The sequence below is a fragment of the Oceanobacter sp. ABM4_470 genome, from assembly GCF_056158645.1.
The window spans coordinates 505,832-522,500 of record NZ_JBSWTR010000002.1 but is presented as its reverse complement, the minus strand read 5'-3'; the positions used below and the strand labels follow the sequence as shown (position 1 = coordinate 522,500).

Genomic DNA, 16,669 nt, shown 5'->3' with positions numbered 1-16,669 from the left:
ATCCCACTCGCCAGCCTGCAAGCGCAGGATCATCCATAACATCCAGGCAAACGGCAGCAATGAAGCGACGAATACCAGAATCTTACGCGCAGTTTTGTTCATCAGAGTCTTCCGTCAGTAAAACTTACGCAGGTCCATACCACCGTATAGCGACGCAACCTCTTCGCCGTAACCATTAAACATCTGGGTGTCTATACGGTTAACGGAAAGCAGCCCACTCGGCAGTCTACGTTCAGTCGCCTGACTCCAACGCGGATGATCAACTTGCGGATTCACATTGGCGTAAAAGCCGTATTCGTCAGGTGTAAGTTGGTTCCAGGTGGTTTGCGGCTGCTCTTCCACGAAGCGGATACCGACAATCGACTTGATACTCTTGAAGCCGTATTTCCATGGCACGACCAAACGCAATGGTGCACCGTTCTGATTAGGCAGCACTTCGCCATACAAGCCTACCGCCATAATCGTCAGCGGATGCATGGCTTCGTCCATACGCAAGCCTTCCTGATACGGCCAGTCGATCAAGGCAAAACGACTGCGCTGCTCTGGCATTTGCTGTTTGTCTTCCAACGTCTGGAACTGCACGTATTTGGCCGACGACAATGGTTTGAAGCGTTTGAGCAAAGCACCCAGTTCAAACCCCACCCATGGAATCACCATTGACCAGGCTTCCACACAGCGCAGACGATAGATTCGCTCTTCCAATGGCATCTGCTTGACGATGTCTTCCAACGACAGCGTGCCCGGATTTTCACAGGCACCATCCACAACCACAGACCAAGGATCGGTTTTCATGTTGCCGGCGTAACGAGCAGGATCATCCTTGTCGTAACCGAATTCGTAGAAGTTGTTGTAGTTGGTGATCGCACTGTAGGGCGCCGGGTCTTCATCCTTGCCCCATGGCGTTTCCTTAGCCTGACGAATTTGCTGCGCCAACCAATCTGGCCCCTTATTCGGTTCCGGCTTGTTACGAGTTACCAGTGCATTGGAAGACGATGCCGCCCACAAACCGGTCGCTGCAACCGCAGCGGTCGACGCTGCCATAAACTTGCGGCGGTTGAGATAGGCACTGTGTGAAGTGATCTCGGAGGATTTGGGATCACTGGCTTTCGTTTTACGAATCAGCATAGTCGGCTCCGACAATGACGAAAGAGATTAGCTTTGATAACTCATAGTCGGAGAATTCCGCACTTTCTTACAAGTGAGTGGAATTTATTTGCCTGATAGAAACAAAAAAGCCAGCACAGAGGCTGGCTATTTTGATCATTTAAAGCGAAATGCGGCTCAGGCCTTTTTGCGCTTTCGGAAGAACTTGACCCAGATTTCAAAAGCCGGGCCAGACATGGAGTAAGCAAAGAAGAACAACAACAACACCTTGGCAGGATCGATCGACACAATCACAAACACCAGCACCACCGCCAACAGAGCAACAAACGGCACCTTGCCCTTAAGATCCAGACCTTTGAAGCTGTTGTAACGCACGTTACTTACCATCAGCAAACCAGCAACCGGGACCAGAACGGCCATCAACCAGGCCACATCGGCACCGGCAACACCGGCATCAGCGAACATCCAGACCGTCCCCGCCACCAGCGCCGCCGCTGACGGACTGGCCAAACCAGTGAAGAAGTTCTTGTCAGCGACTGCCAGCTGGGTATTAAACCGGGCCAGACGCAAGGCTGCACAGGCAGCGTATACAAACGCAGCCACCCAGCCGACTTTGCCAAGGTCCTGCAAGGCCCAGCAAAATGCGACCAGCGCTGGCGCCATACCAAACGACACCATATCGGACAAGCTGTCGTACTCGGCGCCGAAGTCACTCTGGGTGTTGGTCATCCGAGCCACACGACCATCAAGGCCATCCAGAATCATGGCCACGAAGATGGCAATGGCGGCTTTTTCGAAGCTGCCGTTCATGGCAGCCACAATGGCGTAAAAGCCAGAGAACAGTGCTGCCGTAGTGAACAGGTTTGGCAACAGGTAGATACCCTTGCCTCCTTTCCAGCCACCCTTACGCGGCGGACGCTCGTCGCAGGACTGTTGCTGCTCGGCAGAGTTAGGGTCTTCTTGCGATTGGTGTAACGGCTTCATGGATAATTTCGATCCTCAATAAATACATGCGGCCAAGTCTCCTGATTTTCCGGAGTTGATGTCGCTGGCTGCACGGTACAATAAGCGAGCTATTATGCGCTATCAGTCAAAGGCTGTCTTCCAGAGTGCCTGAATCAAAGGGTCATTCAACCTGTGGGAATGACTGCACAGGCCAATCAGGAACGATTCCAGCTCTGGCTGTACCTGCATTATCCGCACTCTCGATGCCACCGGGCTGTTACGAACGACCAGCTCAGGCACCACACCGACGCCAACCCCCAGAGCCACCATACTGACGATGGCTTCGTTACCAGCCACCTGGGCATAAATATGTGGTTCGATCTGTTTGTCGGCGAACCATTGATCCACCCTGGAGCGAGCCAGTCCTCCAGATGAAAGCACCATAGGGACTTCTGCCCAATCCGGCTCTCCGCGACCATCACCTGCGTTTAATGCGCCACGAGCCAGCGCCGGAATGACCGCCATATTACGCGGTGCGATAAAAATCAGCGGGCTCGAGGTCAAGGCCCGAAACGTCAGCCCTTGTTCCAGGGTTTCCGGACGAGCCGCCACAACCACATCCGCTTCACCTGACATTAACCGCGGAATCGACTCAGCGGCGTCGCCGGTAAGGATATTGAGGTCAACATTGGGATACTGTTCCCGAAAGCGTGACAACAAATCCGGTAATACCGAAAAACTGGCAGTCACCGAACAGAACAGGGTCAGCTGCCCGGACAAGTCGCTGACTCCGGTATTGACCTCGTTACGCAGGGTTTGCCAGTCAAACAAGGTGTGCTCCGCATGCTGTCGAAAGCGTTCACCGGCAACCGTTAACTCCAGCGGTGAACCATCACGCAACAGCAAGGGAGCGCCCACTTCTGTTTCCATCCGTGCCAGCCGACGACTTAATGTTGACGGACTCATATGCAGGAGTTCCGCCGCCCTACCCAGATGCAAGCTTGACGCAAGCGTCAGGAAGGCATGCAAGTCCTTGTAATCCATAGTATTTCGTCGACCTTAATGAATGAGGAAGGGAGCCATTTCTTGCTCGACAAGAGCCGTTGCAAAAAACGCAACACGAAAACGCAAATATAGCATTTTACGCAACGCTTCGGTTGTCCTACCATGCTCGCCGTCTATTTCAAGGCCGCCGCAATTCGTACAGACGAATTGGCAGACTTAGCTAATTTCTGAACACCCCGTATGAGGAATCGTCGCATGGGTAACAACTACTTCAACACGCTGAACCTGCAGCAGAAGCTGGATCAACTGGGTCGCTGTCGTTTCATGGATCGCGAAGAATTCGCATCCGAAGCTGAATTCCTGAAAGGCAAGAAAGTTGTCATCGTTGGTTGTGGTGCTCAGGGCCTGAACCAGGGTCTGAACATGCGCGATTCTGGCCTGGACGTTTCCTACGCCCTGCGTGCAGAAGCCATCGCTGAAAAGCGTCAGTCTTTCAAGAACGCTTCTGAAAACGGCTTCAACGTTGGTACTTACGAAGATCTGATTCCTACCGCTGATCTGGTAATGAACCTGACTCCGGACAAGCAGCACACTTCTGTTGTTAACGCTGTAATGCCACTGATGAAAGAAGGCGCTTGCCTGGGTTACTCCCACGGCTTCAACATCGTTGAAGAAGGCATGCAGATCCGTGAAGACCTGACTGTTGTTATGGTTGCCCCTAAGTGCCCGGGTTCCGAAGTACGTGAAGAATACAAGCGTGGTTTCGGTGTTCCTACACTGATCGCTGTTCACCCGGAAAACGATCCAAAAGGTGAAGGCTGGGATATCGCCAAAGCATGGGCTGCCGCTACTGGCGGTCACCGCGCTGGCTGTCTGGAATCTTCCTTCGTTGCTGAAGTTAAGTCCGACCTGATGGGCGAGCAAACCATTCTGTGCGGCATGCTGCAGACTGGCGCCATTCTGGGCTTCGAGAAGATGGTTGAAGACGGTATCGACGAAGGCTACGCAGCCAAGCTGATCCAGTACGGTTGGGAAACTGTGACTGAAGCGCTGAAGTACGGCGGCATCACCAACATGATGGACCGTCTGTCCAACCCAGCCAAGATCGAAGCGTTCGACATGGCTGAAGACCTGAAAGAACTGATGCGTCCACTGTTCCGCAAGCACCAGGCTGACATCATCGAAGGCGAATTCTCCCGCACCATGATGGAAGACTGGGCCAACGGCGACGCCAACCTGCTGAAGTGGCGCGAAGAAACTGCCGAAACCGGTTTCGAAAAAGCTCCTGCTTCCGACGTTGAAATCGACGAACAGGAATACTTCGACCACGGCATCATGCTGGTTGCCATGATCAAAGCTGGTGTAGAACTGGCGTTCGAATCCATGGTTGAGTCCGGCATCGTTGAAGAGTCTGCTTACTACGAGTCTCTGCACGAAACTCCACTGATCGCCAACACCATCGCTCGTCGTAAACTGTACGAGATGAACGTTGTGATCTCCGACACTGCTGAATACGGTAACTACCTGTTCTCCCACGCTGCAGTACCTCTGCTGCGCGAGAAGTTCATGCCACACATCAGCACTGACGTGATCGGTAAAGGTCTGAACGTTAAGTCCAACTCCGTTGACAACGCTCGCCTGATCGAAGTGAACGACGCCATCCGTAACCACCCTGTTGAGTGGGTTGGTGCTGAGCTGCGTGGCTACATGACTGACATGAAGCGTATCGTTGAAGCTTCCAAGTAAGTTTTAACGCTGCTTGCAGTCTGACTGTGGTTCAGGATTTGGCCTGAACCCGCAGTTATCAGAAAACCCGCTTCGGCGGGTTTTTTGTTGGCTGGCGTTTGGCTGTTGAGAAAACTCCATGCAAACAGCTGTTAGATTCACCGCGTCTTTTTAACTCATCCTGTTTTCTTAACAAGAGCCTCTGTTCTTCCGTCTTGCTGCTGCATCTGCTGATGAAACGCCCGGCTGATTTCCGCTGCCGTCTTGTGACCAAACAACGAATGGGTATGCGTGCCCAGTTGCAGCACAATATCCACCGACGGTAATACCGGCAGTTGCTGATGTTCGCGCAGGTCAAACTCGTAAATGCCTTCGGTCATGGAACTGCGTGCCATGGCGGTAATGCCCATGCCTTTTTTCAACAGCGATTTGATCGTGGTGGCACTTTGGGTGGCGCACACCAGATCGTAAGGACGGCCGAGTTTATCCATGCCATCGATGGCGGCTGTATGAAATTTGCAGGTGGCTTCGTACAGAATCAAAGGCACTTTGTCGGCGTCCAGTAGTTGTGGATAGCCGCCGTGCATCCAGACACCAACATCCTGATGCAACAGATAGCCTTCTTCCTGTTCCGGTGCACTGGTCAGAATAGCAGCGTCGATGCTACCGGCACTCAACAACCGACGTAACTCACCGCTGTGGTCGCAATGAACCTGAAAGCCGAGTTCCGGTAGCCGTTGGCGAATCAGGTGCAATAAACCAGACAACATGGACTCGGCGTAGTCATCCGGACAACCAATGCGCAGCGGTGACACTACTGCGCCACTGGCTAGCTGGCCCATGGCTTCGTCATGCATCACCAGAATTCGCCGGGCATAACTGGCCAGCATACGGCCCTGATCGGTCAGGGCGACATTACGCCCTTGCTTCTGGAACAGCGGCTGGCCGATGTCGGACTCGAGTTTTTTCATCTGCATGCTGATCGCGCTCTGGGTTCGGAACACCCGAGCGGCCGCTTGGGTGAAAGAGCCGGTTTCAATAAAGGCAACAAAGCTGCGTAAGGCATCGATATCCACAACCACTCCTATTAGAAAGTCTGATGAATTCCATGAGAACGATTCGATAGTCTCACAGGTTGTCCGCAGGCACACTGACTACCAGCTCAAAAACAAACAGCGAATACCCCAAAACGAACAAAGGACGCTCTGATGGAATTACTGATTGGCAACAAGAACTACTCCACCTGGTCCCTGCGTGGCTGGCTGATGCTGAAAGCCTGGGAAATCCCCTTTAGTGAACAGCAGTACGTGCTGGATACCGATGATTTCCGTGCCCAGTTGGCGAAATATCCACAAGCGGCGGGCAAAGTACCGCTGTTGATCGATAACAAGGATGGTGACGAGCTGTTGGTATGGGACTCACTGGCGATCTGTGAATACATCAATGAGCAGTATCTGGATGGCAAAGGCTGGCCTGCCAACGCAGCGGATCGCGCCCGCGCTCGTTCGGTGGCCGCTGAAATGCACTCAGGCTTTGAAGCCATTCGAAACGAACTGCCGATGAACCTGCGTGCCCGGCGCAAGGTTGTGCTGTCTGAAGCCGCGCACAAGAACATCGCCCGTATCAACCAGCTGTGGAGTGAACTGCGCGAAGAATACAAAGCACAGGGGCCATATCTGTTTGGTGAATTCAGCATCGTTGATGTGATGTTCTCACCCGTAGTATTCCGCTTCCCTAGCTATGGCATCACGCTTGATCCAATCGCCGAGGAATACGCAGAAACCCTGCGTCATCACCCTGCCATGAAGGAGTGGCTGGAGCTGTCGAAGGTGGAAACCGATATCGTCAACAAGGACGAAGCCGGGGAAGACATCTGACGTCTGGCGGTGCACCAGAAGAGTAAACGCCAGTGACTGATCTTGTGTCACTGGCGTTCGATCAGGGCGGCTCAATAGAGCCAGAGATCACTCAATGATACGGCAGTTGCCCCAGTCGCAACGCAGCAGCAAGGATTGATTGCTGTCACAGCTGGCCATGTAAACTTCTTCTGGCCAGTTGTTGCGCAACAGGGTGACGTCCGCGCCCGGGCAGGCATAGCGTTTGGCCAGCTTTTCAACCACGTAGAATGAGCGGCCGTATTCCTTACCGGTCTGGCGCTCGATGGACGCTTTGCGAAGCATCAGCGCGTCGCCCTTCATGTCCTTGAAGTGCTGCAGTTCCAACAGTTGCTGATAGGTAGCTTCACGGTCCGACAAGTCGTAATCGCCCGCCTTGTATCGATCCAACTCGGAAAGACACACAGACTCACGGTTAGAGGTCTTGGCCAGCGCGGCATTCACTTCGGCTTCGGCGGTTTCAACCACGCCCCAGGTCAATGCCATCGCAACCCTGGCACCGGTGTGCTGACGTTTGTCGGTGACCGTCACCATGTCCCACGCCAGGCCGTAGTCGGCACTTTCTACCAGATTGCCGTTGCGACGCCACCAGGCGGTACGCGCCACATCCGCGGCTTTTTCGGCACGGGCACTGACTTCAGAACAGGAATCAGCCCAGGTACGCATGCGAGTATCTGCCTGCAAGGCGTCGTAGATCGCATCCCCCTTGGGAGACAAGGGACTGGAGGCACAGCCCACCAGCGTCAGTAGCCCGGCCGCCACTGCGGCGCGCGAAATAAATCCAGAAACCATCCTACAAATCCTCTTTGCATGATTGATGTTGGGTCAGCCACTCAAGCAGTTGAACACCGTCAAAAGGCCATGATAATTCACTACCGCACGCGTCATGCCGCAATACCGGAATGCGAATACCGTAATTTTCAACCAAACGCTCGTCCTCGGCGATATCTTGCTGCCATACTGGCTCGGCAAAGTGGCCAGCGGACTGGAGGATCAGTTGCTCGGCGATGTCACATAAATGACACCCTTCTGTACCAAAAAGAGTGAAGCTCACAATTAACTCTTGAAAAGATTCTCATCAGGGAACAGCATTAAGGATCAAAAATAAACCTTTGGTTAACAAGGTTCCCCTTTGAATAATGATGCGTCAAGTTTCGTATCTGATGTGAATCAGGTCAAATCCTGGCGACTCTTCTGGGGTGTTAATTTTGAACCATCGACTACTATTAACTGGCAATTGTGTTAGTAATATGGTTTTTATGGTCGACATCTAAACCAAAGTCGACGGCGACAAGCAGTATACCGGAGCATCGAAGTACATCATGAGGCCACAACAAGGATACCTGGCAGCACTCGTTCTCTTGCCTTTGCATCAAATTCTGTCGAATCAGAATCGTGATCGATTGGCCGCACAGACCAATCGCATCATTCAGGAGCAACCTCCGTTGATCAAAGCGGAAGACGTGGATCTGCTATTGGAAGATCTGGTCGCAGCCCACAGCGAACCCGGCTGCTGTGTGCTGGCGCCGCTACGATTCGATCCCTACGTGTCTGGCCCTCTGCATCACCTGTTCCTGTGCAGCAACACCCTCCGCGAAGGCCTCTTTTACCTGGAAAAATACGCGCCCTTACTGTCGGAGCAAATGACCGTCACGGTAACGCGCAGCCGGATGGGGCCGTTGCGGGTGAAGCTGGAAATGAAAGAAGCCATCAACAGCGACCTCGATCGCTGGCGCATGGAGCTTGTCATTGCCACCCTGCTGAGCTGGTTCCGCCAGCTGTGCGGTTCCCGCCTCAGTATTATTCGCATTGGCTTGCCCTGGGAAGCACCGATATACGCCAACCTGTACGAACAGCAATGGCAAACCGAGACCCGCTTCAATTTTGATGTCTGCACTCTGGAGTTGAATCAGGACAGCCTTGATCTGGGCTTGCACCACACCAACCCCAACATTACCCAAATGATGAAACGGGAAGTTGAGCTACAGCATCGTAAGCTGGTGCGTGCCGGTTCTTTGTCGGATCACATCAGCAAAGCGCTGAGCAATGGCCAGCTACCGCTTTCCTCCACCCAGCAAACCATTGCCGACCATTTCAATATCAGCACCCGCACCCTAAACCGCCACTTGCAGCGCGACGATACCTCGCTGAAACAGCTGGTGACACAGGCGCGGCTGGAGCAAGCCAAGCAGCAGTTGATGACGACTTCGGCGTCGATTGATGATATCGCGGTGCGGTTAGGCCTGTCTGGCCGACGGGCACTGGATCGGATTTTTCAGAAGAGCCTGGGTATCAGCCCGGCGCAATTCCGTTCTGACACCTATCGCCCGAGTCTGGGCGGTCAGCACGTTGATGACAACTCACTCAAGAAAACCGCTAACTAGGGATCTCTGACATAGAAGTCCAGAAAATCAGGCGAGTCCCAACAAGCGGGCTCGTTGAATCACCGCCACACTGACCAGATCGGTGATGCGACCGTCCAGCGTCATGGCCAATACCTCATCAAATGGCAAGCGTTGAATGGCCAGCTCTTCGGTATCGTCGAACTCGGTGTCGCCCTGCTCTAACCCTTCGGCCAGAAATCCCCAGGCTTGCTCGTCGGTAATGCAATTACTGACATGGTAGTGACCCAGCGCCTGCCAACGAGACGCCGACAAGCCCGTTTCTTCCCGCAACTCCCGTCGCGCAGCCTCTAACGGCTGTTCATCCTTGAGACAACCACCCATCGGCAGCTCCCAACTGTATTCGTCCAGAGGAAAACGGTGCTGGCCCACCAGCCAGGTATCGCCATTATCGGCCAGCGGCAAGACGGCTACGGCACCGCCTTTGAAGGACACCGTGCCATAGATACCGGTTTTGCCGGTCGGCGCGGTGACGTCGTGATGATCGACCTTGATCCACGGATTTTCATACACCGTGTGTTGTTGCTGAATGGTCCACGGACCGCGGCGGTGATTCTTGCTACTCATGTTTCTGGGCTCATGCTGCTGTTCTCGTGCTACTCTCCCGCTGCGGGCTCGTCAATTGGCGCTACTGAGTCAGTGCTCGTGAGCGTCACGTCCCGAAGGGTGGAAAAACTGCAGCCAGCCTGACACAAGCAGCAACGCAGTGCCACCCGCCAAAATCCCCAGCAAATGCGCCCGGGCTTCCACCCGACCGCCAATCAGCTCTGCCATCGCCATGTCGTTGTACCAGTCGGTTTGTTCCCACAACACCTTGGCAACCAACACCGCTGCAAAGCCAATGGCAAATCGACGACTGTAATAAACCGACCAAAACGGCATCACCAGCAACACGCCATGCAAGGCACCGGAGAAACCGGAGTAACGCTGTAGCTCGTCCGCGAACCACCACAGGCCGGTTCCAACCCATAAGCTGCACCACACCACCAACAGCAACACCCGCCAGAACGCAGCAGACGCTCCCAAAAGCCAGGCTGCCAGCAACCAGCCGCCGACATTACCAAACACATGAAACCAGGACAGATGCACCAGATTGGCCGTCAGCAGCCGCCAGTACTCTCCCTCTTGAATGTCGCTGCGATGAAACTCCAACCATTGGGCCGAAGCCGGTTCCAGCCACACCAGCACTAGCAGTAAAAAACTGAACAGCAGCCAGGGCAGGTACGTGCGTGCCCCTCCATGCGATGGAATGTGGACGCTCATTAACAATAATCCTTGGGGGATAAAGGTATCAGCGCTGCACTCTAGAACGACGCTTACCCAGCAGCAAGCCGAGGCTTATTAAGATCAGTAAATAGCCGGAACCGCCGCCAGAAGAACCGCTATCTGACGAGCCCGAAGAACCCGAATCTATTGGCTCTTCCTCGTTCTCAGGCATGGCTGCCAGTTCCGGGTCGATGCGATAGAGCCCCTTGATGTTGGCGTCCATACCGCTTTCAAAACGCACATATTGGGTTTTGTACCAGGTATGGCCAGAGGGTTCGGTTGAGAGGTCGATACCGATGGAGCCACTGGAGCCGTTGTGAACCAGTCGAATGGCAATCATATCGGTGAATTGGGAAGCAGCGATGGCACCAAACGACACCCGGTTCCAGCCCACTTCGAGCTCAACCGTGCGCGTAGCGCGAGTGACGTAGTTGGGTTGACCGGCGAGGCGTGAGTCCAGCCGAACGGTCATGGTGCCCGCGCCAGTGGCGTAGATATCCGCCCCTTCAAAGGTGGCCAGTTGGCTCAGGCTGGTAACTGGAAATTCAACGATCAAGTCGACTTCACTGGACGGGTTCCAGCTGGCGTCCCCGGTAGTCTGGTCGTAGCCCACCGAGCGGCCATTGCCCTCGGTAAAGCGTTCCAACCGCAAAGCGGTTGAGTCATCGGTCGACTGCCCGGATACCACGGCCAGCAACTCACTGCCGCTGATGTCGTAAATGCTTTGGTCGGCAATCAGCTCGTCATCGCCGTATTCCACCGAATCGACAATAAAGGATACCCCGTTGCTGCTTTGATTGGTGGTGGCCGACAACCGCTGCAAGCGGTCATTCACCCGGGTCACCAGCACACTGCTTTGCGGCAGCGACTCGTCGTAGCCGGTTTGGGTGCGATACTCGAGTAACACCCGTTCGCCATGCTGATATTCGTCCACCGGAATTTCCAATGCCACCGCTTCAGAGGAAGCACTGTCGACCTGCCACTCGGTAACACCCGTTTCAACCTGATCCGTTTGCAGGAAACCGGAGCGGTCCTTCGACCAGGCCATCATGTTGGACGGCGAATCACCCGCATCGGTAAGGCCATTCCAGCCGCCCAGACTCATCAAGCCCCAACGGTCGACGCCACTGGCCGTACCGGTGCTGGTGTACAAATCTGGCAGGCCCAACAGCAAGTGACCCAGCTCGTGGCAAATCACACCAATGGTGGCCAGATGCTGTTCGTGACGCTCGCCAAACATGACGTAGCCATTTAAAAGTACGTCGTCCAGATACAAGGCGCCGAAACTGGTTTGGTGAGCCCACACCCGGGGCCGGGTGGTCGCAGAACCCAAATAGGCATTTTCGTAGCCCGCGACAATAAAGACGATGCCCAGCTCAGCCGCCACCACAAAACCATCGCCATTGCTGTCGAAATCCGACATATCCAACAGCCCCTGGTCGTGAACCGCCATCAGCGCGTCCGTCGCCAGGCTGGCACTGCTGCCGCCGCCAACGTAAAAGCCAAAATCCGGGTGCTCGTAGTCGAGGCTGACATCAATCACCGGCTGGTCGGGCAATGCAGGTTCCATCTGCATGCTGCCGTAAGAGTTTTCACGGTAATAACTGGCAACGCTGCCGCTGCTGCCGAAGAAGCGCTCTTCAAGCTGCTGCTGGCTGTAGTTGGCCTGGATATCGGTAAAGCTGACGCGGATCACCAGCAGCTTTTGCACGGTGCTGGTGCCACTGGTTGACATGATCGACGACAATCGTGCCTGAGACGCCGTCACCGCTGCCTGACGTTGTTGCTCAACAACAGTTTCGGTACTGACTGACATGGCAGTGTCGGCAGACGACGCTTGATGAAGCAGCGCCTCTGGAGCGATGTCACCGCCAACAGCAGCAGGCAAGGTTGCCTGCGCCAGAGAACCGAACAGCGTAAGAAAGGACGCAATGGAAAAACAAAAGAATAAACGGAGAGAACGCACCAAGCGCATGGCAATAGCCTGTGAAAAGGGGGAACTCTCACAAGTCTAGTTTGCTAACAAGGGTTACGCTGGCAGTTGCAACAACACACTACGAACCTGACCAACCGTTCACCAGAAGTTACAGATGGTAACGGATAAATCTATCAAGTGTACTAGGCCCCCCTAGAGCCCTGCCCCAAAAACGAACGGGCGTTAGCTTAGGGCAGAAAAACGTCAGAAACGCTGGTTCAGAAAATCGACAATGGCTTGTGGGCTGTACAGCCATTCGGAGTCGGCCTGGCCGTCGATACGCAGGCATGGCACACGAGGCGCACCGCCGCCACAAATCAATTCGTTACGGTAGGCATCAACGCGCTCAACGTCTTTTTCCACCACCCGAAGTCCAAGCTTCTGGCAATGTCGACGTACCTGAATAGAGGCAGGACAGTGACGGGAAAAGTACAAATGCATACGTCTGGATTCGCGATCCAGCGTCGACTGGACGTGCGGCGCACGCACGACTGGCTTTACCGGAACTACGCGGTCTGCCCAATCGAATGCCATACCTTTCAGTTGACGAGCCAAATTCATAACTCAACGCCCTACCACGGAAAAACGGCCGCATTGTAGACCTGCTATTGCAAACGTCCACCCCTCGAAAGATGAAAAAATTACAACATTGCTTACGAAAAAGTGGATACATCTCAAGCACAGTGAAATTCACTAACCAAAATCACGAACCAGAAGAATTTACTTACAAAAGCACGGCGAAACGGACGTTTCGTGGTTTTAGGCATCCAATGGACGATCAAAAGATCATCAGAATTCAGGCAGAAAGGTTCAGATAGGCCACGGAGGCCAGTGCCACCAGCATCAGAATGGTCATTCCCCAGCGGGAATAGATACAAACTCTACACGGTTTTTTGGTCGACATGACGGTTCCTTGTGCCAACGAGAAAAATACGGCTACAACTCATCATAGCCAATCTTCATAGCCAATCATTGACGATTGCAGCATTTGACGGAGCCGGTAATGGCTCCGTCAAAGTGGACACTATTTCGATGAAATAAACGATCAATTAATCCAGGTATTACGATCAAACGATGGAATATCGGTGAAGTTTTCCCAGTGCATCCAGATCGCTACCGCTTTACCGACGATGTTTTCTTCCGGCACAAAGCCCCACACACGGCTATCGGCACTGTTTCCGCGATTATCGCCCATCATGAAGTAGTGGCCTTCAGGCACATCCCACTCCCCTTGCGGCCCAGTCATAACCATCATCTGGCCATTGCTGCTGGCTTCCGGGCTAACCATCCACTGGATTTTAGCGCTGTGCTCACCGAGTTTTTCCTCAGCATAGAAGTTCAGAGGGCGGTAAACCGGCTCGCCACCCAATGGCGTGGTCTCAATCTTCTTACCGTTAACGCTCAGCTGGCCATCGTGGAATTCAATATGGTCACCCGGCAGGCCGATCACCCGTTTGATGAAATAACGTGGATCTTCCGGCGGGAAGAACACCATCACGTCACCGCGCTCAGGTTCACCCACCGGGATCAGGGTAGTGCCCCAAACTGGCAGGCGCAGACCGTAGTCAAACTTGCTGACCAGAATAAAGTCGCCCTTGATCAATCCCGGCTCCATCGACGCCGACGGAATCTGAAACGGTTCGGCAATAAAGGAGCGCAGCACAAACACAATGGCCAGTACCGGGAAAAAGGATTTGCTCTGTTCAATCAGAAATGGCTCTTCAGCCTCCTGCTCGCGACGCTTGGCAAAGTAGAGCTTGTCAGCCAGCGCAACCAGGCCAGTGACAAAGGTGGCGATCATCAGGATCAGGGGAAAATCGATATTCATAAACGACAGCAGTCCGAGCCTACAGAAAAAGGGAACGGGCATTCTAGCGACAGTGACACACGCTGGCGACACCCGAACCGGTCAGACCCGTGCCAGAGCACAGAATTCCGGGCAGCTACGCAGGTTGGCCTTGAAGCACAGGTAAAGAACGCAAACAGATCGTCAATTATTGTCATCGATTGGTCACTGTTTATTAACTACACAGTCATTTACGCCGCATAGCGTGGGACACCTTTTAAAGCCCTGTAGATAGAGGAAGTCCAATGAAAGCGTTCAAAATGTCCGCTCTCTCGCTGGCGGTATTGCTGGCAGCCTGTGGTAGCGATGGCGATGACGGCAGCACCGGCACTAATGGAAGCAACGGTCTCAATGCACTGACCAGTACCGAAACCCTGGCCACTGGCAGCACCTGTACCAATGGCGGTATCACCATTCATACCGGCATCGATACCAACGCCGATGGCGTATTGGCCAGCAGCGAAATCACTGCCAGCGAAACCCTCTGCAACGGCACCAGCGACCTGTTTGAACTGCAATTGCTGCACTTTGCCGATGTTGACGGCGGCCGCGACATCGTCGGCAACGTCAAATACTTCTCGGCATTGGTCGACACTTTCCGAGGCGAATACGACAACACTGTGCTGCTGAGCTCTGGTGACAACTGGATTCCCGGCCCGGACTACAGCGTTGCAGCCGACCTCTCCGAACAGCTGGGCAATGCCGCTGCCGGTCGTGCTCACGTTGCCTTCCTGAACGAACTGGGCGTGCAGGCATCGGCCTTTGGTAACCACGAATTTGACCTCGGCACCGCCGAAGTGGCCGGTTTGCTGGCGGCTGACGGCGATTGGCAAGGTGCTCAGTTCCCGTACCTGTCTTCCAACCTGGATTTCAGTGCATCCGACCTGAGTACTCTGATTGGCGAAGACGGCACCCCGGCAGCCGATCTGGCGGGCAAGGTCGCAGCGTCTACCGTGATCCGCGTGGGTGGCGAAGTCATTGGTGTGGTTGGTGCGACTACGCCAACACTGGCAACCATTTCCTCCCCGGATGGCATCACCATCACGCCGGAAGACCACACCGACTACACCGCCCTGGCGGCCATTATCCAGCAGCAAGTCGATGCTCTGACTGACGAAGGCATCAATAAGGTGGTGTTGCTGGCCCATATGCAGCAAATCGCCATCGAAAAAACGCTGGCTCCACTGCTGAGCGGCGTCGACATCATTGTGGCTGGCGGTTCCAACACCATTCTGGCCGATAGCAATGACCGTCTGCGTGACGGCGACAGCGCTGCCGACAGCTACCCGCTGGCGTTCACCAGCAGTAGCAATGAGCCGGTTCTGGTGGTGAACACCGACGGTGACTACACCTACCTGGGTCGTCTGGTGGTGAACTTTGACGAAGACGGCGTGATCGTTGAAGAACTGCTCAACGACAGCATCAACGGTGCCTACGCGGCTGACGAACAAGGCCTGCTGGAAAATGCCATTGCCGACGCCGACATGATCGACGGCGTAGTGACCTTGTCAGATGCCCTGCAAGCCGCACTGATTGACCGCGTTGGTACCGTGTTTGGCAAAACCGACGTTTACCTGAACGGCGAGCGTGGCTCCGTGCGTACCGAAGAAACCAACCTCGGTAACCTGACCGCTGAAGCCAACCTGGTGTATGCGCAGGCAACCGACGCTTCGGTAGCGATTTCCCTCAAGAACGGTGGTGGTATTCGCGCGGCCATTGGCAGCTGCAGCTACCCGGCCGGTTCCACCAATCCGGAAGACCTGACCTGTTCAGCTCCTGCCGGTGTTGAAGGCGTCAACGAAGCCGGTGATATTTCACAGCTGGATATCGAAACCTCACTGCGCTTCAACAACAGCCTGGCGCTGATTACCGTGACGGGCGAACAACTGAAAGAGATCGTTGAACACGCCGTTGCCGGTTGGGCCGAGGGTTCTACCCCGGGTTCCTTCGGTCAGGTTGCTGGTATTCGCTACAGCTTCGACCCGACTATGGACGCTGACTCCCGCATCGTTAATCTGGTGGTACTGGACAGCAATGGCGCTGAAGCCGATGGCGATACCGTGACCATCGTTGAAAATGGTGCGCTGGATGCCACCGCGGCTACCCAAACCTTCCGCATGGTCACGCTGGGCTACCTGGGCACAGGCGGTGACGGCTATCCGTTCCCGTACACAGATGCCGCGGCAGACTTTGTTGATCTGGAAGAAGCGGGTGTTCAAAGCGGTGCTGCGACCTTTGCTGACAACGGCACCGAACAGGATGCCTTTGCAGAGTACCTGCTGGCCAACCACCCGATCGATGGCAGCAGCAACTTTGCTGACGAAGACACCGATGCCGCCAACGACAGTGTGATTCAAAACCTGTCCGTGGTTGAAAGCGACACGGTGCTGAGCAACGACTGAGCCGAGCTTCGGTAAATAAATCGTGCTTCGATAAATAAAAACCGGCGTGGCCATTTGGCTGCGCCGGTTTTTTATTTACGCTGACTGAGCGATTGAAGCACCGA

General features: G+C 54.4%; 17 protein-coding genes (1 of these 17 only partly in view). 4 read left to right on the top strand and 13 right to left on the bottom strand.

Translation table 11 applies throughout. From position 1 onward, the window contains the following. The 4 genes from ACXADJ_RS19035 to ilvY all read right to left on the bottom strand — a co-directional run. Positions 1-102 carry the 5' portion of a protein-methionine-sulfoxide reductase heme-binding subunit MsrQ gene (locus tag ACXADJ_RS19035; protein WP_475069126.1) on the bottom strand. It extends 519 nt beyond the left edge of the window, so the window shows 102 of its 621 coding nt (coding positions 1-102); it begins with the start codon at positions 100-102; the stop codon falls past the left edge of the window. A gap of 12 nt (positions 103-114) precedes the next feature. Further along, on the bottom strand, positions 115-1,125 hold the full coding sequence (msrP, locus tag ACXADJ_RS19030; RefSeq protein WP_475069124.1) for a protein-methionine-sulfoxide reductase catalytic subunit MsrP: 1,011 nt from the start codon (positions 1,123-1,125) through the stop codon (positions 115-117). Positions 1,126-1,281: 156 nt separating this feature from the next. Next, positions 1,282-2,088: a CDP-diacylglycerol--serine O-phosphatidyltransferase gene (gene pssA / locus ACXADJ_RS19025; RefSeq protein WP_475069122.1), complete on the bottom strand. Its 807-nt coding sequence runs from the start codon at positions 2,086-2,088 to the stop codon at positions 1,282-1,284. 102 nt (positions 2,089-2,190) lie between these two features. After that, positions 2,191-3,093 (bottom strand): HTH-type transcriptional activator IlvY, encoded by a 903-nt coding sequence (gene ilvY, locus ACXADJ_RS19020; RefSeq protein WP_475069120.1) that lies wholly within the window; start codon positions 3,091-3,093, stop codon positions 2,191-2,193. 216 nt (positions 3,094-3,309) lie between these two features. Between ilvY and ilvC the strand changes: the two genes are divergently transcribed. Beyond that, the gene (gene ilvC / locus ACXADJ_RS19015; RefSeq protein WP_475069118.1) at positions 3,310-4,800 is read left to right on the top strand and encodes a ketol-acid reductoisomerase; all 1,491 of its coding nucleotides are present in this window, start codon (positions 3,310-3,312) and stop codon (positions 4,798-4,800) included. 155 nt (positions 4,801-4,955) lie between these two features. On the opposite strand, the gene ACXADJ_RS19010 is transcribed toward ilvC, so the two are convergent. Then, entirely contained in the window at positions 4,956-5,855 is a 900-nt protein-coding gene (locus ACXADJ_RS19010; protein WP_475069116.1) for a LysR family transcriptional regulator, read from the bottom strand. Positions 5,856-5,987: 132 nt separating this feature from the next. On the opposite strand from ACXADJ_RS19010, the gene ACXADJ_RS19005 reads away from it, so the two are divergent. Next, positions 5,988-6,656, top strand: a complete 669-nt coding sequence (locus ACXADJ_RS19005; RefSeq protein WP_475069114.1) for a glutathione S-transferase family protein — start codon at positions 5,988-5,990, stop codon at positions 6,654-6,656. Positions 6,657-6,743: 87 nt separating this feature from the next. Here ACXADJ_RS19005 and ACXADJ_RS19000 read toward each other — a convergent pair whose 3' ends face one another. After that, positions 6,744-7,466 carry a hypothetical protein gene (locus ACXADJ_RS19000; RefSeq protein WP_475069113.1) on the bottom strand — a complete coding sequence of 241 codons (723 nt, stop codon included), beginning with the start codon at positions 7,464-7,466 and terminating at the stop codon, positions 6,744-6,746. A gap of 1 nt (position 7,467) precedes the next feature. Beyond that, positions 7,468-7,728: a glutaredoxin family protein gene (locus tag ACXADJ_RS18995; protein WP_475069111.1), complete on the bottom strand. Its 261-nt coding sequence runs from the start codon at positions 7,726-7,728 to the stop codon at positions 7,468-7,470. 307 nt (positions 7,729-8,035) lie between these two features. On the opposite strand from ACXADJ_RS18995, the gene ACXADJ_RS18990 reads away from it, so the two are divergent. After that, positions 8,036-9,058 carry a helix-turn-helix domain-containing protein gene (locus ACXADJ_RS18990; protein WP_475069108.1) on the top strand — a complete coding sequence of 341 codons (1,023 nt, stop codon included), beginning with the start codon at positions 8,036-8,038 and terminating at the stop codon, positions 9,056-9,058. Between the two features lie 27 nt (positions 9,059-9,085). On the opposite strand, the gene ACXADJ_RS18985 is transcribed toward ACXADJ_RS18990, so the two are convergent. From ACXADJ_RS18985 to lepB, 6 genes are all read right to left on the bottom strand, one after another. Continuing rightward, the gene (locus ACXADJ_RS18985) at positions 9,086-9,643 is read right to left on the bottom strand and encodes an NUDIX domain-containing protein (protein ID WP_475069106.1); all 558 of its coding nucleotides are present in this window, start codon (positions 9,641-9,643) and stop codon (positions 9,086-9,088) included. Positions 9,644-9,712: 69 nt separating this feature from the next. Further along, on the bottom strand, positions 9,713-10,339 hold the full coding sequence (rrtA, locus tag ACXADJ_RS18980) for a rhombosortase (protein ID WP_475069104.1): 627 nt from the start codon (positions 10,337-10,339) through the stop codon (positions 9,713-9,715). A gap of 28 nt (positions 10,340-10,367) precedes the next feature. Then, a complete protein-coding gene (locus tag ACXADJ_RS18975; RefSeq protein ID WP_475069102.1) occupies positions 10,368-12,230 on the bottom strand; it encodes a M6 family metalloprotease domain-containing protein in 1,863 nt (620 codons plus the stop codon). 291 nt (positions 12,231-12,521) lie between these two features. After that, positions 12,522-12,878, bottom strand: coding sequence for a glutaredoxin family protein (locus tag ACXADJ_RS18970; RefSeq protein WP_051219402.1), 357 nt, complete (start codon positions 12,876-12,878; stop codon positions 12,522-12,524). 235 nt (positions 12,879-13,113) lie between these two features. After that, a complete protein-coding gene (locus ACXADJ_RS18965) occupies positions 13,114-13,239 on the bottom strand; it encodes a disulfide bond formation protein B (protein ID WP_475069097.1) in 126 nt (41 codons plus the stop codon). A gap of 123 nt (positions 13,240-13,362) precedes the next feature. Then, positions 13,363-14,145, bottom strand: coding sequence for a signal peptidase I (gene lepB, locus ACXADJ_RS18960; RefSeq protein WP_475069095.1), 783 nt, complete (start codon positions 14,143-14,145; stop codon positions 13,363-13,365). A 263-nt stretch (positions 14,146-14,408) separates the two neighbouring features. On the opposite strand from lepB, the gene ACXADJ_RS18955 reads away from it, so the two are divergent. Next, entirely contained in the window at positions 14,409-16,565 is a 2,157-nt protein-coding gene (locus ACXADJ_RS18955) for a bifunctional metallophosphatase/5'-nucleotidase (protein WP_475069093.1), read from the top strand. Positions 16,566-16,669 lie beyond the last annotated feature (104 nt).

Bases quoted from the DNA above. Each gene is read 5' to 3' on its own strand.
- ilvY (WP_475069120.1), bottom strand. From the start codon at position 3,093: ATGGATTACAAGGACTTGCATGCCTTCCTGACGCTTGCGTCAAGCTTG.
- msrP (WP_475069124.1), bottom strand. From the start codon at position 1,125: ATGCTGATTCGTAAAACGAAAGCCAGTGATCCCAAATCCTCCGAGATC.
- lepB (WP_475069095.1), bottom strand. From the start codon at position 14,145: ATGAATATCGATTTTCCCCTGATCCTGATGATCGCCACCTTTGTCACT.
- ACXADJ_RS18970 (WP_051219402.1), bottom strand. From the start codon at position 12,878: ATGAATTTGGCTCGTCAACTGAAAGGTATGGCATTCGATTGGGCAGAC.
- rrtA (WP_475069104.1), bottom strand. From the start codon at position 10,339: ATGAGCGTCCACATTCCATCGCATGGAGGGGCACGCACGTACCTGCCC.
- pssA (WP_475069122.1), bottom strand. From the start codon at position 2,088: ATGAAGCCGTTACACCAATCGCAAGAAGACCCTAACTCTGCCGAGCAG.
- ACXADJ_RS18985 (WP_475069106.1), bottom strand. From the start codon at position 9,643: ATGAGTAGCAAGAATCACCGCCGCGGTCCGTGGACCATTCAGCAACAA.
- ACXADJ_RS18955 (WP_475069093.1), top strand. From the start codon at position 14,409: ATGAAAGCGTTCAAAATGTCCGCTCTCTCGCTGGCGGTATTGCTGGCA.
- ACXADJ_RS19000 (WP_475069113.1), bottom strand. From the start codon at position 7,466: ATGGTTTCTGGATTTATTTCGCGCGCCGCAGTGGCGGCCGGGCTACTG.
- ACXADJ_RS19005 (WP_475069114.1), top strand. From the start codon at position 5,988: ATGGAATTACTGATTGGCAACAAGAACTACTCCACCTGGTCCCTGCGT.
- ilvC (WP_475069118.1), top strand. From the start codon at position 3,310: ATGGGTAACAACTACTTCAACACGCTGAACCTGCAGCAGAAGCTGGAT.